Origin of the sequence: Gemmobacter denitrificans (assembly GCF_036964905.1) — a bacterium.
Classification (GTDB): domain Bacteria; phylum Pseudomonadota; class Alphaproteobacteria; order Rhodobacterales; family Rhodobacteraceae; genus Gemmobacter; species Gemmobacter denitrificans.
Window position 1 is genome coordinate 47,358 of the sequence record NZ_JBALHR010000014.1, and the last position, 21,109, is coordinate 68,466.

Consider the following 21,109-nt stretch of genomic DNA (forward strand, 5'->3'; position numbering starts at 1 on the left):
CGGCCATCAAGGGCCCCGCACCCTTTTTTCTTCCATCCATGACCCGTCGCCACAGCGCGACAAACACGGGAGGTTTCCACCGTGGTCGATACCCTATTGTCCGCTCTGGGCGCATTGCTGACATTTCAGCACCTGTTCTACATGCTGATCGGCGTGTCTGTCGGGCTGGTCATCGGTGTGATCCCCGGTCTTGGCGGCATCGCCGGCCTGTCCCTGCTGATCCCCTTCCTTTATGGCATGGACGAAATCACCGCCCTTGCCATGCTGATCGGCCTTGTCGCGGTGATCCCCACTTCGGACACGTTTTCTTCGGTGCTGATGGGCATCCCGGGATCGTCGGCCAGTCAGGCCACGGTCCTGGACGGCTTTCCGCTGGCCCGTCAGGGGCAGGCGGCGCGGGCGCTTTCGGCGGCCTTCATCTCCTCGATGGCAGGCGGCATCTTCGGCGCGGTGGTCCTGACCGGATTTGTGGTGATCGCCCGGCCGATCATCCTGTCTTTCGGTTCGGCCGAATTGTTCATGCTGGCCCTGTTCGGCCTGTCGATGGTGGCGGTTCTGGCCGGGCGCAGCCTGGCAAAGGGGCTGGCTGCCTGCTGCATCGGCCTTATCATCGGGTCCATCGGCGGCGCACCCGCGACCGGCGAATTCCGCATGATCTTCGGCTTTGATTACCTGTATGACGGTATTCCGCTGGTGATCGTGGGGCTTGGCTTCTTCGCCATCCCCGAAATCGCCGACCTGCTGCGCAAGAATTCGGCCATCGCCTCGGGCCATGCGCTCGGCTCCGGCTGGTTTCAGGGGTTCCGCGACTGGTGGGCCAATCTCTGGCTGTCCATGCGCTGCGCGGGCATCGGTTGCATCATCGGCGCAATCCCCGGCCTTGGCGGATCGGTGGTGGACTGGATCGCCTATGGCCATGCCGTCCAGACGGTGAAGAAAGACCCGCAGTTCGGCAAGGGCGACATCCGGGGCGTTGTGGCCCCCGAAAGCGCAAACAATGCCATGCAGGGCGGGGCGCTGCTGCCCACGATGCTGTTCGGTATCCCCGGTTCGGGGTCGATGGCGGTGTTTCTCGGCGGTATGGTCCTGCTCGGGATTCAGCCCGGCCCTTCGATGGTGGGCGCGGATCTGAACATCACCTATTCGATCATCTGGTCGCTGGCGCTGGCCAATGTGATGGGCGCGGGCATCTGCCTTGCGCTGGCCATCCCGATTTCCCGCCTGACCCAGATCCCGTTCCAGCGGCTTGCCCCCTTCATGATCGTGCTGATCAGCTTTGCCGCCTTTCAGGCCACGCGGTCGCTGGCCGATCTGGTGGCGCTCTTGTCGCTGGGCGTGCTGGGTGTGCTGATGAAGCGCTTCGGCTGGCCCCGCCCTGCCCTGCTGATCGGCTATGTCCTGGCCCCGCAGGCCGAGACCTATTTCTACCAGGCGCTGCAATTCAACGGCTGGTCGTTCCTTGGCCGCCCGGGGGTGATCATCATCGGGTTGATGACGCTGGCTTCGGTGTTCTTTGGCCTGCGCAACCGGGTGGATGAACATGGCGCGGTCGAACCCAAGGCCGATGATGCGCCCGATGTTCCCGGCCTGAAGGCCCATCTGCCGCAGATCGGCTTTGCGCTGGCCATGGCCGTGCTGCTGCTGGTCGCGCTGACCGACTCGCTCAAGCATGATTTCCTCGGGCAGGTCTTCCCGCTGGCGGTTTCGGTCATCGGGTTGGTCATGCTGGCAATCCTGATCCCCCAGCTGGTGCGCGGCAAGACCGGCCACCATGCCCATTTTGATGCCGAACTGACCGGGGATCACGTCGGCCAGGAAGGGATCGGCACGCTCTGGGGCGGGCTGGGATGGATCGCAGCGCTGGTGGGGCTGACGGCGCTGATCGGCTTCTATGCCGCACTGCTGATCTTCTTTCCGGTCTTCTTGATCGTGCGGGCCAAGGCCGGCCCGGTTGCTGTGGTGCTGATGACGGCGCTGGCGGCGGGCTTCATCCTGCTGCTGGCCTGGGCCCTGTCGCTCAATTTCCCGTCCGGCCTGCTGCAATCGCTGGTCGATCTGCCCTGGCCCCTGCGCTGAGCGCCGCACCATGGACCTGCTGGTGCTTGAAGGCGACGGGATCGGCCCCGAAATCACCGCCGCCACGGTGGCGGTGATCCGGGCGGCGGCGGATCGGTTCGATCTGCCGCTCCGGCTCAGCCGCGCGGAAATCGGCTTTGCCGCCCTTGCGCGGCAGGGCACAACCCTTCCCCAGGGGGTCATCGCCCTGGCACGGGCGGCGGATGGGGTGATCCTTGGCCCCGTGTCGCACAATGCCTATCCCCCGGTGGCCGAAGGCGGGCTGAACCCGTCAGGCGTGCTGCGGCGCGAACTGGAACTGTTCGCCAATATCCGCCCGGCCCGGTCGCGCGCAGGCACCCCCCGCCCGGTGGCGCAGGAGACCGATCTGGTGATCGTGCGCGAAAACCTCGAAGGCTTCTATGCCGATCGCAACATGGCCTCGGGCGCGGGCGAGATCCTTGTGGAACCCGGTGTTGCCATCGCCTTGCGCAAGATCACGGCCAAAGGCAGCGCCCGCATCGCGGAAGCCGCCTTTGCCCTTGCCGCCACGCGCCCGCGCAAGCGGGTGGCCACCATCCACAAGGCCAATGTGCTGCGGCTCTCTGACGGGGTGTTTCTGACCGAGGTGCGCAAGGTCGCCGCGCGCTACCCGCAGATCGCACACGAAGAAATTCTGGTCGATGCCGCTGCCGCGCATCTGGTGCGCAACCCCGCCCGCTTCGATGTGATCCTTGCCACCAACATGTTCGGCGACATCCTGTCGGACCTTGCGTCAGAAATCGCCGGGGGCCTTGGTCTGGCCGCATCGCTCAATCTGGGCGCACAGGCGGCGGTGGCGCAGGCGCAGCACGGGTCAGCCCCCGATATCGCCGGGCAGGATCGGGCCAATCCCGCCTCGCTCATCGGCTCTGCCGCCATGCTCCTGCGCCATCTCGGCGCGGCACAGGCGGCCGATGCCATCGACCACAGCCTTGATACGGCGCTGTCGCGCCCCGAAACCCGCACCCCCGATCTGGGCGGCGCGCTTGGCACCGCAGCCTTCGGCGCGCGGCTCGCCTCGATGATCCAGGAGATGTGACATGCCCCAGACCGGGATTCCCTTCCACTTCTTCCGCGGCGGCACCTCGCGCGGGCCTTACTTCCGCCGCGACGCCCTGCCGCAAGACCGCGAAACGCTTGCCCGCGTTCTGGTCGCGGGCCTTGGGTCGGGGCACCGGCTGAACATCGACGGCATCGGCGGCGGGGCTGCCGTCACCACCAAGGTCGCGATGCTGTCGCGGTCGGAAACCCCCGGCTGCGATATCGACTATTTCTTCGCCCAGGTCAGCGTCGAGGATGGTCTGGTCGATTTCAAACCGACCTGTGGCAATATCCTGTCGGGTGTGGGGCCCGCCGCGCTGGAAATGGGCCTGATCGCGCCCCAGGGCGATGTGACGCGCATCCGCATCCGTTCGGTCAATACCGAAGCCCGGGTCGAGGCCGTGGTGCAGACCCCGGGCGGGCGCGTCGAATATGCCGGAAGTTCGATGATCGACGGCGTTCCCGGCACGGCGGCCCCGGTCTATCTGAACTTCATGGATGTGGTCGGATCGGCCACCGGGGCGCTTTTACCCACCGGCCTGCTGCGCGATGTGATCGACGGGATCGAGATCACCTGCATGGATGTCGCCATGCCCATCGCCATCGCCCGCGCCGCCGATTTCGGCCTGACCGGCCATGAAACGGTCGAGGATCTGGATGCCAACCGCGATTTCTACGCCCGGATGGAACCGATCCGGCGCGAAGCCGGGCGGCGCATGGGTCTGGGCGATGTGTCGAAATCCGTCACGCCCAAATTCGCCCTGCTGTCCCCGCCCCGCGCCGGTGGCACGATTGCCGCGCGCTATTTCATGCCGTGGAACTGCCACCCGACCATGGCGGTCACCGGCGCGCAATGTCTGGCCTCTTGCGTGCTGACGCCCGGCACGGTGGCCGAGGGGCTGTTCACCCCGCCCGAAGGCAGGCCCGCGCTGGTTCTGATCGAACATCCCGGCGGGGTCATCGATGTGACGGTCGATTATGAAGACGGCCCCGACGGGTTCATGCTGAAATCGGCGGGGCTTCTGCGCACGGCCCGGCTTCTGGCGCGCGGCGAACTCATGGTGCCCGCCGAGATATGGGATGGCAAATGAAGGTTCACATTCTGGACGACTGGTTCGACACGTTGCGCGACCTGCCTTGTTTCGCCCGGCTCGCCGGGCATGAGGTGACAGTCTGGACCGATCACGAACCCGATCCCGCCCGGCTGGCCCAACGTCTGGCAGGGGCCGAGGCGCTGGTTCTGTTCCGCGAACGCACCCGGATCGGGGCCGATCTGCTGGACCGGCTGCCCGATCTGCGCCTGATCAGCCAGCGCAGCGTCTATCCGCATGTGGATGTGCCCGCCTGCAACCGCAACGGCGTGCTTTTGTGCTCCAACATGCATGCCGATACGCCCTCATATGCCGCGGCCGAACTGACGCTGGCGCTGATGCTGGCCAGCTTTCGCCAGATCCCGCAGCAGGTTGCGGCGATCCGTCAGGGCGATTGGCAGATGGGCGTGGGCCGCAGCCTGCGCGGGCGTCGCCTTGGCCTGTACGGCTATGGCCGGATTGCACGGGCTGTCGAAACCTATGCCACGGCGCTTGGCATGGATGTGCAGTGGTGGGCCTCTGAGGCCGGGCGCGCGCGGGCACTGGCCGATGGCAGGACGCTCGCCCCCGACCGCGCGGCCTTCTTCGCCACATCCGATATCGTCAGCCTGCATGTGCGGCTGAACCCGGCCACCCGCGGCATCATCACCGCCGCCGATCTGGCCGCCATGCGCCCGCGCAGCCTGCTGGTGAACACCTCCCGTTCAGGCCTCATCGCGCCGGGGGTGCTGGAGGCCGAAATCGCCCGCAACCATATCCTTGCCGCCGTCGATGTCTTTGACGCCGAACCGCTGCGCGATCCCGGCCATCCGCTGCTGACCCATCCGAACGTCCTGCCCACGCCCCATATCGGCTATGTCACCGAAGACGAATTCGACCTGCAATTCGCCGACATCTTCGATCAGATCAACGCCTATGCCGCAGGCGCCCCCATCCACATGATCAACCCCGAAACCTGGGAGAACCGCCACGCGCGCTGAACGCCCCGGACAGGCGGCCCGATGACAGTCTTGGCCCGCCCAGATTGCCCATTTCTGTCTGATGCGAGATGCGCGCGCGCGTCGCAGAAACGAGGTTTCTTGCACACTTGTAGGGCCATGGGGCTGCAACCTGCAATTTGGCCGATTGGCCTTTCACGGCCAGATACTGGCAGCCCCAGCGACCGGCAGTTTCGACCTCAGAGCACTCAGCGCAATCAGATGAACACTCTCTGTTGGCGCGGCGCAAAGATCGCTGATGACGGTGACCTTGAACCGTTTCGCCGCCTCGGACATTGCCGTGAACGCGACGCAGTTTTGCGTCATCATTCCACAGATCAGCAATTCGGTCACGCCATCGAGATGGTCATCGAGATCGGTTTCCTGAAACGAATCTGCAAACCTCTTGGTCACGACAGGCGCGTCGCCAGCCGCGGCCAAGACTGCGGGGCGCACCGCAATGCCGTTGCCTGTCGCTGCGAAAAGTCCGCTCTGTGCATCTGAAACATGGCGCACCAGCACGATACGATCGCCAGCGCGCTTTGCTTGGGCAATCGCTGCCACGACGGCAGTCTCCACCTCATCAGCGCGGTGCAAAGGTAATGCGCCGCCAGCAAAATAGTCCTGTTGAACATCAATTATCAGAAGTGCTCGGGTCATCTCGGGTCTCCATTTTCTGCGATAAAGGCGTCTAGCGCGTTTTGAGACGGGAAAAGAGTGGCCTGATGGCCATTTTGCATGTGAATCGGGCCAATGCGCATTGCGATTATTGCCTATGATGGCATCAGCCCCTTCATGCTCTCGACACCGCTTGCGGTCTTTGATGAGGCCTGTCCTGCGCATGATCACAACGTCATCGTCTGTGCGCATGGTGGCCGGATCTCGGCAAAGCATGCTCTTGGCATGACCACGGGTCACAACCTGCAAGATGCGCAAACCGCTGATCTGATCATCCTTCCAGGTTGGCGGAATGCAGATGAACCGGTCTTGACTGCCATTGTCGAAGTCTTGGGCGCGGCACATGCGCGTGGTGCAATCGTCGCTGGTTTGTGCCTGGGGGCTTATGGCTTGGCCGAGGCGGGCTTGTTGAACGGACGGCGCGCAACAACTCACTGGGCACGGATTGGCGACTTCGGTACGCGCTATCCAAAGGTACAGACTGATCCGACGGCCATTTTTGTTGACGAGGGGCAAATACTTACTTCAGCAGGAAACGCGGCGGCGCTGGATTGCTGCCTGCATCTGCTTGCGCGATTTTCGGGCATGTCGGCAGCCAACAGCGCTGCGCGGTATCTTGTGGTTGCACCGCACCGCAGTGGTGGCCAACCCCAACTGACAAAACGCCCGGTCCCTGCGGCGGGTGCCGAAACGAAAGTCGCCGAAATTCTCAATGCTCTTTGGGCCGATCCGACGGGAAATCCCTCCCTTGATGAGCTTGCAGCACGGTGCGGTGTCAGCCGTCGAACCCTTACGCGGCATATCCGGGCGCGCACAGGTGGGAACCTCAGCGATCTTTTGCGCCATGCAAGGATCGCCCGCGCGCAGGATGCCTTGTTGGGAGCAGCGCAAGGGATTGACCGAATAGCAGCGCATTCTGGCTTTCCTGACCCGCAATCCATGCGCGCGGCATTTCGCCAAGAACTCGGAATGACCCCAACCCAGTGGCGCGCCCGACAGAGATTGGGTTGAGCGGAAATAGCTCAGCGCTTCGACACAAGACCCTGAAATTGCCCGCGTTGAACGGTTTGCCGCACCGGACCTCGCGCGCTTGCTTCGAGGGGCTGAAATCTCCCCCACAGTTGGCCTTCGTCGATCCTCTCGGCACCTTGCCACGGGCACAGGGCTCTAACGCCTCTGACCCACCCCCATCAGCCGGGCGGCCACCGGCGCGCCAAGGATCACCACCACCATCCGCGTGATGTGGTGCAGGATGACAAAGCCCAGATCCGCCCCCGCAACCAGCGCCAGCACGGTCATTTCGGCCTGCCCGCCCGGGGCAAAGGCCAGAAACCCCTCCACCGGCTGTGCAAGCCCGGTCAATGTGACCACTTCGGTAAAGATCGCCGCCAGCACCGCCAGCACCATGACAAAGGCCAGCCCCGACAGGATGAAACTACGCAATTCCCGCAGGGTCACGCCCACATATTGCACGCCGATCCCGATCCCGATGAACAGCTGTGCCGCCAGGATCGCCTCGGCCGGCGGGCGGGTATGGATCAGCCCGCCCAGCGACAGCGCCGTGGTCAGGATCATCGGCCCGAGGATGGAGGCCCCGAACAGCCCGATCCGCTCCGCCCCCTTCCAGCCGATCAGCGCCGCCCCGGCCAGCAGGGCCAGCTCCGCCACCGGCAGATCGCGCATCGGCGCCCCCACCGCCCCGGTCAGCGCAGCGCCGTAAAGCCCGGTCAGGATCAGCGGCGCTAGGGTCACGATGATCAGCACCCGCGACGCATGGATCAGCGCCAGCGCCCGGGCATCGCCCCCCGCCTCTGCGCCAAAGCTGACCATGTCCTGCAACCCGCCCGGCATGGCGGCATACCAGGCTGTCACCGGATCATAGCCCAGACGGCGAAAGAACGGGAACCCCACCAACCCGATGATCACCACATAGACCGGCACCAGCGCCACGCTGCCCGCCATCTGCGGGATCCGCCCGATCACCTCGGGCGTGATGGAGGCCCCGATCGCCACGCCCAGAACCGTGCGCGCCAGCGTCGAAATCGCGCCCATCCCCTTCAGCGGTGCCCCGGCCAGCGCGGCCAGCAGGCAGGCCCCCATCGGCCCGAACAGAAAGGGCAGCGGCAGAGCCAGGGCCCAGGCCCCCCCTGCCCCGGCCAGGGCCAGCAGCAGCGTGGCCACACGATTGCGCATCTGCGACGGCATGTCCTGACTCCTTGCCAAGCGTTGTATCCAACTGTATACAGCTGGACACATGAATCGCAAGAGAGTCGTCAGATGGCCGAAGACAGCGAACTTCCCCAGGGTCAAAGCGCCTATCGGCGGCTGCTGGACGAGATCCGCAACGGCACCCTGCCACCCGGCACCCGCCTGCGCGAAACCGACCTGGCCGAACGGCTTGGCATCAGCCGTACCCCGGTGCGCGAAGCCATCCGCCAGCTGGAGGCTGACGGTCTGGTCGCCCATCTGCCCCGTCAGGGGGCCACGATCCGCAGCCTCGATCATGCCGAAGTGGTCGAACTCTATGAAATGCGGGCCGTGCTGGAAGGCACGGCGGCCCGGCTGGCGGCCCGCGCGGCATCCGACATCGAACTGGCCGAACTGGCCGCGCTGAATGCCGATCTGGCCCGCGCCCCCGCAGGCCCGCAAGCGCGCGAGGTAAACCGCCAGTTTCACCGCATGCTGCTGGAGGCCGCGCGCAACCGCTTCCTGCTGAAATCCATGAGCGCGCTGCAAAAGACCCTGCTGATCCTTGGCCCGACCACCCTGGCCGATCCGCTGCGCGCCAGCGCCGCCGTGGCCGAACATGCCGACATTCTGGCCGCCCTGCAGGCCCGCGATGGCGCGGCGGCCGAAACTGCCATGCGCAGCCATGTCGATGCCGCGCTGTCCGCCCGCATCCGGGGCATGCGTGACCGCGAACTCCCGATGGAGGATGACCTGTGAAAGACTGGCCCGAAACCTTTGATCTTGCCGTCGTGGGCGGGGGCAATGCCGCGCTTTGCGCCGCCATCACCGCCGCCGAGGCCGGCGCATCGGTGCTGATCCTCGAAGGCGCCCCCGTCGCCTATCGCGGCGGCAACAGCCGACATACCCGCAACTTCCGCTGCATGCATCGCGGGCCGATGTTCCCGCTGACCGGTGCTTACGAAGAAGACGAATACCTGCATGATCTGATGCTGGTGACCAAGGGCAAGACCGACGAGGCGCTGGCCCGGCTGGCCATCCGTTCGTCCGAAGACTGCCTGCCCTGGATGCAGGCCCATGGCGTGCGGTTTCAGCCTTCGCTTTCGGGCACGCTCAGCCTGTCGCGTACCAATGCCTTCTTTCTGGGCGGCGGCAAGGCGTTGGTGAATGCCTATTACAACACCGCCATCGATCTGGGCGTGAAAATCGCCTACGAGGCGCAGGTGCGCCATGTCCATCTGGAGGGCGACCGCATCACCCATCTGGAGGCCGAGATCGCAGGCCAGCCCGTCACCCTGCGGGCGCGGGCCTTCGTGCTGGCCTCGGGCGGGTTTCAGGCCGATATCGACTGGCTGGCCCGCGCCTGGGGGCCTGCCGCGCGCAACTTCCTGATCCGCGGCACGCCATATAACCGCGGGGTCGTGCTGCGCGACATGCTGGATCAGGGGGCCGACAGCGTCGGCGATCCCACCCAATGCCATGCCGTCGCCATTGATGGCCGCGCCCCGAAATATGATGGCGGCATCGTCACCCGGCTGGATTGCGTGCCCTTTTCCATCGTCGTGAACCGCGACGGCGACCGGTTCCATGACGAAGGCGAAGATGTCTGGCCCAAACGCTATGCGATCTGGGGGCGGCTGGTGGCCGCGCAGCCCGATCAGGTGGGCTATGCCCTGATCGACGCCAAATCCATCGACCTTTTCATGCCTTCGGTCTTTCCCCCCGCAAAGGCCGACAGCATCGAGGATCTGGCCACGCAGCTGGGCCTTGATCCGCAGGCCGTCCGCCGCACGGTGGATGGGTTCAACGCCGCCTGCCGCCCCGGCCCGTTCCACCCGACCGAGCTGGACGGCCTGCGCACCGAAGGGCTGAACCTGCCGAAAACCAACTGGGCACGGCCGCTCGATACCCCGCCCTTTTACGGCTACCAGCTGCGCCCCGGTGTCACCTTCACCTATCTGGGCCTGAAGGTGGATGCCCGGGCGCAGGTTCACACCCCTGCCGGGCCGATCCGCAATCTCTGGGCTGCGGGCGAAATCATGGCCGGGTCGATCCTGGGCCAAGGCTATCTGGCCGGGTTCGGCATGACCATCGGCACGGTTTTCGGACGTATCGCAGGCAAGGAGGCCGCCGCCCATGTCGCTTGATCTTTCCCCGCTGACCGCCAGCCAGGAAGCCCGCCGCCAGATCGAGATCTGCAATGCCTGCCGCTATTGCGAAGGGTTCTGCGCGGTCTTTCCGGCGATGACCCGGCAAAAATCCTTTGCCGATGGCGATCTGACGCAACTGGCCAATCTGTGCCACAACTGCCGGGGCTGCTATTACGCCTGCCAATACACCGCCCCGCACGAATTTGCGCTGAACATCCCCGCCGCGCTGGCCGAGGTGCGGGTGCAAAGCTGGGAACGTCTGGCCCGCCCCCGCGCGCTGGCCCGCCTGTTCCAGACCCATGGCGTTGCGATGGCGGGGCTGCTGGTGGTGGCGCTGGCCTGGTTCTTCTGGGCGCTGACCGCGCTGCGCCCGGATGCCGGCGCGGGCTTCTATGCCTATCTGGCGCATAACACATTGGTGGCGATCTTCCTGCCCGCCTTCCTGCTGCCTTTGGCGCTGATGGCCCTGTCGATCCGCGATTACTGGCGCGAAATCGGCGGCGGCCCGGTCCGGCTCGCCCATCTGCTGCAGGCGCTGCAGGCGGCCGCGCAGATGAAGAACCTCTCGGGCGGTCACGGGGACGGCTGCAACTTTGAATCCGGCGATCGCTTTTCCGACCGGCGGCGGATCTTTCATCAGCTGATGATGTATGGCTTCCTGCTGTGCTTTGCCGCCACCTCCAGCGGCACGATCCTGCATTACGCTTTCGGCTGGCAGGCCCCCTACCCGCTCCTCTCGCTGCCCAAATTGCTGGGCGTTCCGGGCGGTCTGATGATGGTCGCAGGCGCGGCGGGGCTGGCTGTCCTTAAACTGCGCGCCGATCCCGCCCTGGGCGCGGCCCGTGTCTGGGGCGGCGAGATGGCCTTCATCCTGCTTCTGGGGGTCGTCGCCCTGACCGGGCTTGCGCTTTATGCCGCCACCGGAACCGGCCTTGTCGCCCCGCTTCTGGCCCTTCATCTGGCCACGGTGATGGTGCTGTTCCTGCTGCTGCCGTTTTCCAAGATGGTGCATGGCTTCTACCGCCTCGCCGCTCTTGTGGCCGAGGCAGGCCAGCCCGCCCCGAAAGGCGGCGCCGACTGATCGGGCCACATATGCAGGATTTGGCATTTGCCACTTTCCTCTGAAATGGTATTGCAAGGTCATGCGTTACGCTCTGGCCCAGTTCTGCGCGCGGATCGCGCTGGTCCTGCTGGTGGCATTCAGCCTCCTGCTGTCGGGCTTTGCGCATCGCCCGGCCCTGATGGCCGGGCCGATGGCCCAACCCGCCCCTGCACAAGCCGCCTATCTGGCAGACATGGGCCTGACGCTGGCCGATCTTTGTGTCGAACCCGGCGCTGCCGGGGATGACATGGCCACCGGCGATTGCCCCGCCTGCCATCTGGCCGGGTCGATCCTTCTGCCCCAACCCGTCGCCCATGGTGCCGATATCGAGCTGCGCAGCGCCGCCGCCATCCTTGTTCCGGCGCAGACGCGGGGTCTGGGGCGCAGCACCAATCCGGCAACACCCGTCCGCGCGCCCCCTCTGGCCTGATCACCCCATCTTCACCGATCAATCCAGACTGCCACGCGCCAATGCGCTGGCACACCCAAGGGGTAAACTCATGAAATACATCGTTTTTGCTGCAGCACTTGCCGCCAGTCCCGCCCTTGCCGATCAACCCGTCGCGATCACCTTCGCGGGCGAGATTGCCGGCAAACCCTTTGCCTGCACCGAAACCTATGACGGCATCGGGGCCAAGGCCACCGCCGTCACCGGCATCGACTATCGCCTTTTCGTCTCCGGTACCGCCCTGATCCGCGCCGATGGCACCGCACAGCCGATCGCGCTTGACCAGGATGGCAAATGGCAGCTCGACGATCTGGCGCTGCTGGATTTCGAAGATGGCACCGGCGGCTGTTCCAACGGCACCGCCGAGATGAACACCACCCTGCGCGGCACTGTGCCCGATGGCGATTATGTCGGCCTGTCCTTCACGCTGGCCGTGCCGTTCGACAAGAACCACAATGACCCGACACTGGCCGCCGCCCCGCTGAACACCACGGCGATGTTCTGGAACTGGCAGGGCGGCTACCGCTTTGTCCGCATTGACATGGTGCCGGTGAACAAGGCCGCCGATGGCCCGAAAGGCTGGTTCCTGCATCTGGGCTCCACCCAATGCCCGGCAGCCTCAAAGACCGAGGCGCCAACCGCCGAATGCAAGAACCCCAACCACCTGCCCGTCAGCTTTGCCAGCTTTGATCCGGCCAAGAATGTGGTGGTGATCGACCCCGCAGCCGTGGTGGCCGAGGCCGACATGACGGTGAACGCAGCAGAAACCTCGCCCGGCTGCATGTCCTTCCCCAATGATGCCGATTGCACCACGGTCATGACCAAGCTGGGCCTGCCTTACGGTGACATTCCGGCCGGGGCGCAGCAGCTCGTCTCGATGCGCTGATCCATGCGCCGCCTTGCCCGATGGGCGGGGCGCATCGGTGTGGCGGGGCTTGCCCTTGCCACACCGCTGACGCTGGCCGCCGAACCCTATGCCTGGCCCATCCCCGACTGGATGCCCGCCCCGCCCGTGCCGGATGACAACCCGATGTCGGCGGCCAAGGTCGAACTGGGGCGGCATCTGTTTTATGACGCGCGCCTGTCGGCGGATGGCACGGTGGCCTGCGTGTCCTGCCATGTGCAGGATCGCGCCTTTACCGACGGGCGCGCGGTTCCCATCGGCATCAACGGCACGCCCGGCATCCGCAACGCGCCGGGGCTGGCCAATGTCGGCTATCTGCCGCGCCTCACCTGGGCCAATCCGCATATGACCAGCCTTGAATTTCAGGCGCTGATGCCGCTTTTTGGCGATAACCCCGATGAAATGGGCAATAACGGGCAAGAGGCCGCGCTGTTTGCCCGGCTCGCCGCCGATCCCTATTACCAGACGGCCTTCCCCGCCGCCTTCCCCGACCGGCCCGCGCCGGACCTCTTCACCGTGACCCGCGCGCTGGCCGCCTTTCAGCGCAGCCTGATTTCGGTGAACAGCCCCTATGACCGGTTCAAATACGCAGGCGAGGATGACGCCCTGTCCGAGGCCGCCAAACGCGGCGAACAGTTGTTCTTCGATCACCGCTTCGAATGCTACCACTGCCATTCCGGCATCCATTTCACCGACAATCTGCAGACCAGCCGCTCGGCCTTTGCCGAAACCGGGTTCCACAACACCGGGCTTTACAACACCGATGGCGCGGGGGCCTATCCCGCCGACAATACCGGGTTGATGGAGCTGACCGGCGATCCCGCCGATATGGGCAAGTTCCGCACGCCATCCCTGCGCAATGTGGCGCTGACCGCGCCCTATTTCCACGACGGTTCCGCCGAAACCCTGGCCGATGTGCTGGATCATTACCGCGCGGGCGGGCGCAGGATTGCCACCGGGCCCCATGCGGGCAACGGCGCGCAAAGCCCGCTGCGCGACGGCATGATCATCGGCAACACCGCGACCGAGGCCGAGGCTGCCGACATCATCGCCTTCCTCGAAAGCCTGACCGATGACAGCTTTCTGACCAATCCCGCCTATGCCGACCCCTGGCCCGCAGATCACCCGGCCGTGGCCGATCGTATTCTGCCCTGAACGCCGCTCTTGCGGTCTTTGGACGCGCAACCACAAACTGTTGCGCGAACCCTCTTGCCCGAATCCGAAAAATCGCGCAATGATTTACGCCAAGCAGTGATAAAATCGCCGCAAGCCGTAACAAGCGGCACGGCAAAAGGGCAGTGATGGCACACCAAACCCGTATTGACCGGCTGGTCGGCGAACATGCTTCGCTTTTGTCCGAACGCCTGCTCGCCCATCGGGCGCAGCTTTTCCCCCCCAATGCAAGCAAACAGTTGCGCCGCTTCACCAGCGGCGAGGTGGCCGAGCTTTTGGGCGTGAAAGACGCCTATCTGCGCAAGCTCAGCCTCGAAGGCCGCGGCCCGCAGCCCGAAACCGGCGCCGGGGGCCGCCGACTTTACACGCCCGAAGACATCATGGCCCTGCGGCAATTGCTGGAGGCCGGAGCCAAGGTGCCCGGCACATATCTGCCGGGGCGGCGCGCGGGTGATCACCTGCAGGTCATCACCGTCATCAACTTCAAGGGCGGGTCGGGCAAGACCACCACCGCCGCCCATCTGGCCCAGAAATGCGCGCTGGATGGCTATCGCGTGCTGGCCATCGACCTTGACCCGCAGGCCTCGCTTTCCGCCCTGCACGGGTTTCAGCCGGAATTCGACCTGCTCGATGGCGGCACGCTTTACGATGCGATCCGCCACGAAGACCCCGCGCCGATGGCTTCGATCATCCGCAAGACCTATTTCGCCAATCTCGATCTGATTCCCGGCAATCTCGATCTGATGGAATTCGAACATGAAACCCCGCGCCTTCTGGCCGAACGCGCGGGCAACCTGTTCTTCACCCGGATTGCCGACAAGCTCGCCGAAATCGAGGCGCAGTATGATCTGGTCATCATTGATTGCCCGCCGCAACTGGGCTTTCTCACCATGGCGGCGCTTTCGGCGGCCACGGCGGTGCTGGTGACGGTGCATCCGCAAATGCTCGACGTGATGTCGATGTGCCAGTTCCTGCTGATGACCTCCAATCTGCTGGGTGTGGTGGCCGATGCCGGGGGTAATATGGAATATGACTGGCTGCGCTATGTGGTCACCCGATACGAACCCGGCGACGGGCCGCAAAACCAGATGGTCAGCTTCATGCGTTCGCTGTTCGGTGATCATGTGCTGAACCATACCGCCTTGAAATCCACGGCGATTTCTGATGCGGGCATCACCAAGCAAACGCTGTACGAGGTGGAAAAAAGCGCCTTCACCCGCGCCACCTATGATCGCGCGATCGAAAGCCTGAACGCCGTGAACGGCGAAATCGAGGCGCTGATTCAAAAGGCATGGGGGCGCTAGAATGGCACGCAAACACCTGCTGGAAGGTCTGATGGCCGGTCCCCGGGCCGATGCGCCCGAACCCGACCGCCCGCGCTATGCCAAAGGGGCGATCGGGGCCATTTCCCGCTCGGTCGCCGATCTGCAGGCCCGCGCCCTGATCGAAATCGACCCGATGTTGATCGACGCGGGCGGCATGCAGGACCGGCTGGAAAGCGACGCGGCCGAAGATGCCGCCCTGCGCGACAGTATCGCCGAATATGGCCAGCAAGTGCCGGTTCTGGTGCGCCCGCATCCCGAACAGGATGGCCGGTTCCAGATCGTCTATGGCCGCCGCCGGGTTCTGGCGCTGCGCGATCTGGGCCGCCCGGTGCGTGCGCTGGTGCGGCAACTGGATGATCGCGATCTGGTCATTGCCCAGGGTCAGGAAAACACCGCGCGGCGCGATCTGTCTTTCATCGAAAAGGCCAGCTTCGCCCGGCAGATGCAAGAGGCGGGCTATGATCGCAAGATCATCGGCGATACGCTTTCCATGGACAAGACATTGATTTCCCGTCTGATTTCCGTGGCAGACCGCATCGCACCCGATATCGTGCAGGCCATTGGCGCAGCCCCTTCGGTCGGGCGCGACCGCTGGCTTGCGCTGGCCGATGCCATCACCGAACGCGATATCGAACCCTCCGAACTCATCGCCATGGTCAATCTGTCGGGCGCCGACAGTTCCGATGCCCGGTTTGAAACCGCGCTGACCTATGCCACCCGCAACCCTGCGGCCCCCACCGAACCCGCGGGGCCCACTGCCGCCCCTGCCCCGTCAGACCCGGTTCTGGCCGCGGATGGCACGCCTTTGGCCCAGGCCACGCGGCGCGGCGGGCGGTTGGTGATTCGCATGGAAAAGCACGTCGATGCCGGTTTTCAAGATTGGCTTCTGGCGCAGATTCCCCTGCTTCACGCCGAATGGAGCAAGGAAGAATGATCCCATCCCCCCAACACAGGAGGCACATCCCGGCCTAAGAAAAAGCCCCCCAGGACATGACATCCCGAGAGGCCCGTTCTTGATCTAGCACCTCAAGATTACCCCGGCCCCCGATTCGCTGTCAACCACCCTCTTGCGGTGGGCGGTATTCTTTTGCCTCGTGAAATCATGATGCAGCATATTTCCACGACGCCCTTCGGGCGCCGCGCGGTTTCGGCTGGCCTTCTGGCGGGTCAGGCCCTCGCGGCAGCCCCTGCCCCGCTGCCTGAAATCGACAAATGGCACCTGTTTTCCGATCTTCGCACGGCGCGGGCGCTGTTCGGCCTGTCCGACCGCGATCTGGTCGTGCTGAACGCCTTGCTCAGCTTTCTGCCGGGCCGGGCGCTGGAAGATGGCAGCGATCTGATCGTCTTCCCGTCCAACGCCACCTTGTCGGATCGGGCGCATGGCATGCCCGAAAGCACCCTGCGGCGGCATCTGGCGGCGCTGGTCGCGGCCCGGGTGATCGCCCGGCATGACAGCCCGAACGGCAAACGCTACGCGACGCGTGGCATGGGCGGGCAGATGCGCGCCTTCGGCTTTTCGCTGCGCCCCCTGCTGATCCGCGCGCCCGAAATCATCGCCGCCGCCGAAGACACCCGCACCACGGCCCTGCGCCTGCGTCTGGCGCGCGAAGCGCTGGTGCTGTGCCTGCGTGACAGCGCCAAGCTGCTGGCCTATGCCGAGGCGGAAGGCCTGCTGCCGCCCGACAGCCCGCTGGTGGCCCAGGTTCACGCCCTACGCGGCCTGCTGCGCCGCAAGCTCAATCTGGCCGAGGTGGAACGGCTGTCCGCTGCCGCCCATGCCCTGCGCGAAGGTCTGTCCACCCTGGTCTGCCCCCCTGCCGAAACAGCGGTTTCGAGCGGCAGTGACAGCCATTTTGGGCGGCACTTTCAAGATTCAAACCATGATCTTAAAGAATCTGAATCCTGCGATGAAACGGTCAAACCCCCTGCCCCAAGGTCTGACGACATGCCGCTGGAACTGGTGGTGAAGGCCTGCCCCGATGTGCTGCCCTATGCCGGTGGGCAGGTGCGCAGCTGGCATCAGCTTGTGGCCACGGCCCATGATCTGCGCCCGATGATGGGCATTCCCCCCGATGCCTGGGCCGATGCGCTGCGGATCATGGGCGGACCACGGGCTGCCACGACGCTGGCCGCCATCCTGCAACGGATCACCGCCATCCGCAGCCCCGGCGCCTATCTGCGGCACCTGACGCGCAAGGCAGCCTCGGGCGGATTTTCACCGGGTCCGATGATCATGGCCCTGCTGTCCCCCGGCCCTGTGCCGAGTTGACAGCTGTCAACTTTTCCACAGCGGATCAGATATCGGCAGGAAATACGCCGGTGGATTTGACGGTGCCATAGACAAAGCTGGAATCGATCGAGGCGATGCCGCCAATGGGGTGGATGCGGCTGCGGATGAAGGTCTCATAGGCCTCCAGCCCGGCCACCACTACACGCAGCAGGTAATCGGCAGGGCCGGTCATCAGCAGACATTCCATCACCTCCTCCATCGCCTTGATCCGGCTTTCGAACAGCGCGACCGTTTCGGCACTGTGGCGTTCCAGCCGGATGCGGATGAAGACGGTGACCGGCAGGCCATAGGCGCGGGGATCGACCACCGCCCGATAGCCCTGGATCACGCCGCTTTCCTCCAGCAACCGGATGCGGCGCAGGCAGGGCGAGGGCGACAGGTTCACCGCTTCGGCAATATCCAGATTCGTGGCGCGGCCATTACGTTGCAGGGCGCGGATGATCTGGCGATCCTTGTCGTCCATCTGGGGGTCCTTTGGCATGAAATGCCAATATGCTGGCAAGATGTGGCACAAATAGCAACCAAATGCCCAAACACCCCGCGCATCATTGCCCAAACCGAAGGAGACAGCGATGCGTGACACCCCAGCCAGCTTTGCCACCCGCGCCATTCACCATGGCCATGACGCCCGCGACCATCAGGGTGCGCTGAATCCGCCGGTCTATCTGTCATCGACCTTTACCTTTGAAACCGCCGAAGCCGGGGGCGCGATGTTTGCCGGTGCGGCCGAGGGGCATTTCTACAGCCGCATTTCGAACCCGACGCTGGAAGCGCTGGAAAAGCGCATCGCCAATCTGGAAAGCGCCGAGGCCGGGCTCTGCACCGCATCTGGCATGGGGGCGATCACCGCGACGCTGTGGACCTTTCTGCAGGCGGGCGACGAGGTGATCCTGGACAAGACGCTGTATGGCTGCACCTTTGCCTTTCTGACCCATGGCCTGCCGCGCTTTGGGGTGACGGTGCGCCCGGTCGATCTGTCAGACCCGGCGAACCTGGCCGAGGCCATCGGGCCGAAAACCCGGATCGTCTATTTCGAAACCCCGGCCAACCCGAACAACCGGCTGGTGGATATTGCCGCCATCAGCGCGATTGCCCATCGCCACGGTGCCCGGGTGGTGGTGGACAATACCTATGCCACACCGGTCATCACGCGGCCCATCGAACATGGGGCCGATATCGTGCTGCATTCGGCCACCAAATACCTGAGCGGCCATGGCGATGTGATTGCCGGTCTGGTGGCGGGCCGGGCCGAGGATATTACCCAGATCCGCCTGGTCGGGCTGAAAGACATGACCGGGGCGGTGATGTCGCCGCTGACGGCGATGCTGCTGCTGCGCGGGATCAAGACGCTGGAGCTGCGGGTCAAGGCCCATAGCGCCGCCGCGCTGACCATTGCCCGTGCGCTGGAGGCGCATCCGGCGGTGAAATGCGTGCATTATCCGGGGCTGGACAGCTTTCCCCAGGCCGAACTGGCGCGGCGGCAGATGGCGGCCTTTGGCGGCATGATCCCGTTTGAGGTGGTGGGCGGCAAGCCGGGCGGCATTGCGATGATGAACCGCCTGCGGCTGATCCAGCGCGCGGTCAGCCTGGGCGATGCCGAAAGCCTGATCCAGCATCCCGCCAGCATGACCCATTCGACCTATACCCCCGAAGAACGCGCCGCGCATGGCATTGCCGAAGGGCTGGTGCGCTTGTCTGTCGGGCTGGAAGGGGTAGAGGATATTCTGGAGGATCTGATGGCCGCCCTGGCCGCCCATAATGCCGAAGCCGCCTGAACAAAGGACCCCTTGAATGACCTTCGATTTCGCCCTTGGTGCAAATCTGCGCAAATCCCCCTATTTCGAGGCGACCCTGCGCGCGGGTGTGAAGAGTTTTTCGGTTTACAATCACATGCTGATCCCGGCGCATTTCGGTGATCCGATGGCCGAATATCAGCGGCTGATGACCGGCGTGGCGATGTGGGACGTGGCCGCGCAGCGGCAGGTGGAAATCACCGGCCCCGATGCCGGGCGTCTTGTGCAATACATCACGCCGCGCAATCTGACCGGAACCCGGGTGGGGCAGGGGCGCTATGTGCCGATCTGCAACCATGATGGCTGGATGATCAATGACCCGGTGCTGTTGAAACTGGCCGATGACCGGTTCTGGCTTTCGGTGGCGGACAGCGATCTGCACCTGTGGTGCGACGCCATCGCGCGGGAACGCGGATGGCAGGCGCGGGTGACCGAGCCTGATGTTGCGCCGCTGGCCATTCAGGGACCGCTCGCCGAGGCGGTGACGGTGGCGCTGTTTGGCGATTGGGTGCGCGATCTGCGCTATTTCGGTTTCCGCGACACTACGCTGGATGGCATTCCGCTGGTGCTGGCGCGGTCGGGCTGGTCGAAGCAGGGCGGGTTTGAACTCTACCTGACCGACAGCCGCCAGGGCGATGCGCTGTGGGATCGCGTGGCGGCGGCAGGGGCGCCGTTTGGCATCGGACCGGGGGCTCCCAATGATATTGAACGGGTGGAAAGCGGGCTGATTTCCTATGGGTCGGACATGCGGTTGCAGGTGATCCCGGCCGATCCGTTCGAGATGGGGATGGGCGCGCTGGTCGATCTGACGCGGGCGGATGATTTTGTCGGACGGGCGGCGCTGCAGGCACGGGCGGATCGCGGCCTGACGCGGCGGCGCAGCGGATTCTGGGTGGAAGGCAGGCCGGAATTTCCGGGCCATCCGGTGCCGGTTCTGCTGGGGAAAGAACAGGTCGGGATGATCAGCGAACTGGTATATTCGCCACGGTTTGGCCGGTCTGTCGCGGTGGGGCTGTTGCGGGCCGATATCGGTGATGACACCCCGGGCCTGACTGTGGCGCTGCCGCAGGGGGCGGCGGGCCTGCAGCCGACGGCGTTGCCGTTCAGCGCCTGATCGACCGGCGGGGCAGGGCAGGGGTCAGGGCGTGCGGCTGATCCCGGCCTTGACCCGGCGCAGCGGGATCGAGCTTTCGATGCTGGAGACGCTGGGCAGCCGGGTCAGGCGGCCTGTCAGGAACGCCTCGAACCCGGCAAGGCTGTCTGTCACCACCCGCAGCATGTAATCGCGGTTGCCGGTCATCAGCCAGCAATCCACGACTTCGGGAAAGCCCTGGATCGCGGATTCAAAGCGGAACAGCGCCTCGTCCACCTGCCGATCCAGCGTGACCGAAACAAAGACCTGCACGGGAAAGCCGATCGCGGTTTCATTCACCAAAGCGGCATAGCCGGTGATGACGCCCTCGGACTCCAGCTTGCGGACCCGGCGCAAGACCGGGGTGGGGCTGAGCCCGACCTGCGTGCTGAGATCCTGGATCGACAGCCTGCCATCGCCCTGAAGGGCGCGGATGATGCGAAGGTCAAAATCATCCATCGGGGTGTATTCCGCCAATTCTGTGCCAGTTTGTGGCAGGGTTCTGCGCAAGGCTGGCATCTGGTGGCCGAAATGGCAAGGACAGGCTTGCCCTGTTCCGCCACCTGAAGTGCCCGGTCCTGCCGGGGGGCAGGCCGCCAACGAGACGACAGACCGCCTGCGATTTCGCGCGGGAGCCGATGCCGCAACCCTGCTGGAGGCGTGCCTTGAGCCGATCACGAAGCGGTGCGCGCTGTGTCTTCGGCGGTTGAAGGGGGGCTGC

General features: G+C 64.9%; 20 protein-coding genes. 16 read left to right on the forward strand and 4 right to left on the reverse strand.

Annotation, left to right across the window (positions count from 1 at the left end; all coding sequences use genetic code 11):
* The first annotated feature begins 81 nt into the window (after positions 1-81).
* Genes V6590_RS17440 through V6590_RS17455 form a run of 4 tightly spaced genes read left to right on the forward strand, consistent with a single transcriptional unit; the run spans position 82 to position 5,209 of the window.
* Positions 82-2,076, forward strand: coding sequence for a tripartite tricarboxylate transporter permease (locus V6590_RS17440; protein WP_335424964.1), 1,995 nt, complete (start codon positions 82-84; stop codon positions 2,074-2,076).
* Positions 2,077-2,086: 10 nt separating this feature from the next.
* On the forward strand, positions 2,087-3,136 hold the full coding sequence (locus V6590_RS17445; protein ID WP_335424965.1) for an isocitrate/isopropylmalate dehydrogenase family protein: 1,050 nt from the start codon (positions 2,087-2,089) through the stop codon (positions 3,134-3,136).
* Position 3,137: 1 nt separating this feature from the next.
* Complete coding sequence (locus V6590_RS17450; RefSeq protein ID WP_335424966.1) at positions 3,138-4,229, forward strand: 4-oxalomesaconate tautomerase; 1,092 nt, start codon at positions 3,138-3,140, stop codon at positions 4,227-4,229.
* Complete coding sequence (locus V6590_RS17455; RefSeq protein WP_335424967.1) at positions 4,226-5,209, forward strand: D-2-hydroxyacid dehydrogenase family protein; 984 nt, start codon at positions 4,226-4,228, stop codon at positions 5,207-5,209. Before V6590_RS17450 ends, V6590_RS17455 begins: the two co-directional genes overlap by 4 nt.
* 153 nt (positions 5,210-5,362) lie before the next feature.
* Here the strand turns inward: V6590_RS17455 and V6590_RS17460 are convergent, their stop codons facing one another.
* Positions 5,363-5,866, reverse strand: a complete 504-nt coding sequence (locus V6590_RS17460; protein ID WP_335424968.1) for an isochorismatase family protein — start codon at positions 5,864-5,866, stop codon at positions 5,363-5,365.
* 93 nt (positions 5,867-5,959) lie between these two features.
* Between V6590_RS17460 and V6590_RS17465 the strand changes: the two genes are divergently transcribed.
* Complete coding sequence (locus tag V6590_RS17465) at positions 5,960-6,895, forward strand: GlxA family transcriptional regulator (protein WP_335424969.1); 936 nt, start codon at positions 5,960-5,962, stop codon at positions 6,893-6,895.
* Between the two features lie 156 nt (positions 6,896-7,051).
* Here V6590_RS17465 and V6590_RS17470 read toward each other — a convergent pair whose 3' ends face one another.
* Positions 7,052-8,089 (reverse strand): AbrB family transcriptional regulator, encoded by a 1,038-nt coding sequence (locus V6590_RS17470; RefSeq protein ID WP_335424970.1) that lies wholly within the window; start codon positions 8,087-8,089, stop codon positions 7,052-7,054.
* A gap of 72 nt (positions 8,090-8,161) precedes the next feature.
* Between V6590_RS17470 and V6590_RS17475 the strand changes: the two genes are divergently transcribed.
* The 9 genes from V6590_RS17475 (at position 8,162) to repC (ending at position 17,442) form a co-directional block, all read left to right on the forward strand.
* Positions 8,162-8,830, forward strand: coding sequence for a GntR family transcriptional regulator (locus V6590_RS17475; protein WP_335424971.1), 669 nt, complete (start codon positions 8,162-8,164; stop codon positions 8,828-8,830).
* Positions 8,827-10,218 (forward strand): FAD-dependent tricarballylate dehydrogenase TcuA, encoded by a 1,392-nt coding sequence (tcuA, locus tag V6590_RS17480; RefSeq protein ID WP_335424972.1) that lies wholly within the window; start codon positions 8,827-8,829, stop codon positions 10,216-10,218. The genes V6590_RS17475 and tcuA overlap by 4 nt, the downstream gene beginning before the upstream one ends.
* Entirely contained in the window at positions 10,208-11,302 is a 1,095-nt protein-coding gene (tcuB, locus tag V6590_RS17485) for a tricarballylate utilization 4Fe-4S protein TcuB (RefSeq protein ID WP_335424973.1), read from the forward strand. The genes tcuA and tcuB overlap by 11 nt, the downstream gene beginning before the upstream one ends.
* 61 nt (positions 11,303-11,363) lie before the next feature.
* Complete coding sequence (locus V6590_RS17490; protein ID WP_335424974.1) at positions 11,364-11,753, forward strand: hypothetical protein; 390 nt, start codon at positions 11,364-11,366, stop codon at positions 11,751-11,753.
* Between the two features lie 70 nt (positions 11,754-11,823).
* A complete protein-coding gene (locus V6590_RS17495; protein WP_335424975.1) occupies positions 11,824-12,657 on the forward strand; it encodes an MbnP family copper-binding protein in 834 nt (277 codons plus the stop codon).
* Between the two features lie 3 nt (positions 12,658-12,660).
* Positions 12,661-13,830 (forward strand): MbnH family di-heme enzyme, encoded by a 1,170-nt coding sequence (locus tag V6590_RS17500; protein WP_335424976.1) that lies wholly within the window; start codon positions 12,661-12,663, stop codon positions 13,828-13,830.
* A 146-nt stretch (positions 13,831-13,976) separates the two neighbouring features.
* On the forward strand, positions 13,977-15,152 hold the full coding sequence (gene repA / locus V6590_RS17505) for a plasmid partitioning protein RepA (protein ID WP_335424977.1): 1,176 nt from the start codon (positions 13,977-13,979) through the stop codon (positions 15,150-15,152).
* Position 15,153: 1 nt separating this feature from the next.
* The gene (gene repB / locus V6590_RS17510) at positions 15,154-16,107 is read left to right on the forward strand and encodes a plasmid partitioning protein RepB (RefSeq protein ID WP_335424978.1); all 954 of its coding nucleotides are present in this window, start codon (positions 15,154-15,156) and stop codon (positions 16,105-16,107) included.
* A gap of 168 nt (positions 16,108-16,275) precedes the next feature.
* The gene (gene repC, locus V6590_RS17515) at positions 16,276-17,442 is read left to right on the forward strand and encodes a plasmid replication protein RepC (RefSeq protein ID WP_335424979.1); all 1,167 of its coding nucleotides are present in this window, start codon (positions 16,276-16,278) and stop codon (positions 17,440-17,442) included.
* Positions 17,443-17,467: 25 nt separating this feature from the next.
* Here the strand turns inward: repC and V6590_RS17520 are convergent, their stop codons facing one another.
* The gene (locus V6590_RS17520; RefSeq protein ID WP_335424980.1) at positions 17,468-17,944 is read right to left on the reverse strand and encodes an Lrp/AsnC family transcriptional regulator; all 477 of its coding nucleotides are present in this window, start codon (positions 17,942-17,944) and stop codon (positions 17,468-17,470) included.
* A gap of 91 nt (positions 17,945-18,035) precedes the next feature.
* Here V6590_RS17520 and V6590_RS17525 point away from each other — a divergent pair, with 91 nt between their 5' ends.
* Together V6590_RS17525 and V6590_RS17530 are read left to right on the forward strand one after the other, a co-directional pair.
* A complete protein-coding gene (locus tag V6590_RS17525) occupies positions 18,036-19,238 on the forward strand; it encodes a methionine gamma-lyase (protein WP_335424981.1) in 1,203 nt (400 codons plus the stop codon).
* 16 nt (positions 19,239-19,254) lie between these two features.
* Complete coding sequence (locus tag V6590_RS17530; protein ID WP_335424982.1) at positions 19,255-20,370, forward strand: aminomethyltransferase family protein; 1,116 nt, start codon at positions 19,255-19,257, stop codon at positions 20,368-20,370.
* Positions 20,371-20,394: 24 nt separating this feature from the next.
* Here V6590_RS17530 and V6590_RS17535 read toward each other — a convergent pair whose 3' ends face one another.
* The gene (locus tag V6590_RS17535; RefSeq protein WP_335424983.1) at positions 20,395-20,847 is read right to left on the reverse strand and encodes an Lrp/AsnC family transcriptional regulator; all 453 of its coding nucleotides are present in this window, start codon (positions 20,845-20,847) and stop codon (positions 20,395-20,397) included.
* Positions 20,848-21,109: the final 262 nt, after the last annotated feature.

What these genes read in the sequence shown, in the direction of transcription:
- V6590_RS17445 (WP_335424965.1), top strand. Translation starts at nt 2,087, where the DNA reads ATGGACCTGCTGGTGCTTGAAGGCGACGGGATCGGCCCCGAAATCACC.
- V6590_RS17450 (WP_335424966.1), top strand. Translation starts at nt 3,138, where the DNA reads ATGCCCCAGACCGGGATTCCCTTCCACTTCTTCCGCGGCGGCACCTCG.
- V6590_RS17455 (WP_335424967.1), top strand. Translation starts at nt 4,226, where the DNA reads ATGAAGGTTCACATTCTGGACGACTGGTTCGACACGTTGCGCGACCTG.
- V6590_RS17460 (WP_335424968.1), bottom strand. Translation starts at nt 5,866, where the DNA reads ATGACCCGAGCACTTCTGATAATTGATGTTCAACAGGACTATTTTGCT.
- V6590_RS17465 (WP_335424969.1), top strand. Translation starts at nt 5,960, where the DNA reads ATGCGCATTGCGATTATTGCCTATGATGGCATCAGCCCCTTCATGCTC.
- V6590_RS17470 (WP_335424970.1), bottom strand. Translation starts at nt 8,089, where the DNA reads ATGCCGTCGCAGATGCGCAATCGTGTGGCCACGCTGCTGCTGGCCCTG.
- V6590_RS17475 (WP_335424971.1), top strand. Translation starts at nt 8,162, where the DNA reads ATGGCCGAAGACAGCGAACTTCCCCAGGGTCAAAGCGCCTATCGGCGG.
- tcuB (WP_335424973.1), top strand. Translation starts at nt 10,208, where the DNA reads ATGTCGCTTGATCTTTCCCCGCTGACCGCCAGCCAGGAAGCCCGCCGC.
- V6590_RS17490 (WP_335424974.1), top strand. Translation starts at nt 11,364, where the DNA reads ATGCGTTACGCTCTGGCCCAGTTCTGCGCGCGGATCGCGCTGGTCCTG.
- V6590_RS17495 (WP_335424975.1), top strand. Translation starts at nt 11,824, where the DNA reads ATGAAATACATCGTTTTTGCTGCAGCACTTGCCGCCAGTCCCGCCCTT.
- V6590_RS17500 (WP_335424976.1), top strand. Translation starts at nt 12,661, where the DNA reads ATGCGCCGCCTTGCCCGATGGGCGGGGCGCATCGGTGTGGCGGGGCTT.
- repA (WP_335424977.1), top strand. Translation starts at nt 13,977, where the DNA reads ATGGCACACCAAACCCGTATTGACCGGCTGGTCGGCGAACATGCTTCG.
- repB (WP_335424978.1), top strand. Translation starts at nt 15,154, where the DNA reads ATGGCACGCAAACACCTGCTGGAAGGTCTGATGGCCGGTCCCCGGGCC.
- repC (WP_335424979.1), top strand. Translation starts at nt 16,276, where the DNA reads ATGATGCAGCATATTTCCACGACGCCCTTCGGGCGCCGCGCGGTTTCG.
- V6590_RS17520 (WP_335424980.1), bottom strand. Translation starts at nt 17,944, where the DNA reads ATGCCAAAGGACCCCCAGATGGACGACAAGGATCGCCAGATCATCCGC.
- V6590_RS17525 (WP_335424981.1), top strand. Translation starts at nt 18,036, where the DNA reads ATGCGTGACACCCCAGCCAGCTTTGCCACCCGCGCCATTCACCATGGC.
- V6590_RS17530 (WP_335424982.1), top strand. Translation starts at nt 19,255, where the DNA reads ATGACCTTCGATTTCGCCCTTGGTGCAAATCTGCGCAAATCCCCCTAT.
- V6590_RS17535 (WP_335424983.1), bottom strand. Translation starts at nt 20,847, where the DNA reads ATGGATGATTTTGACCTTCGCATCATCCGCGCCCTTCAGGGCGATGGC.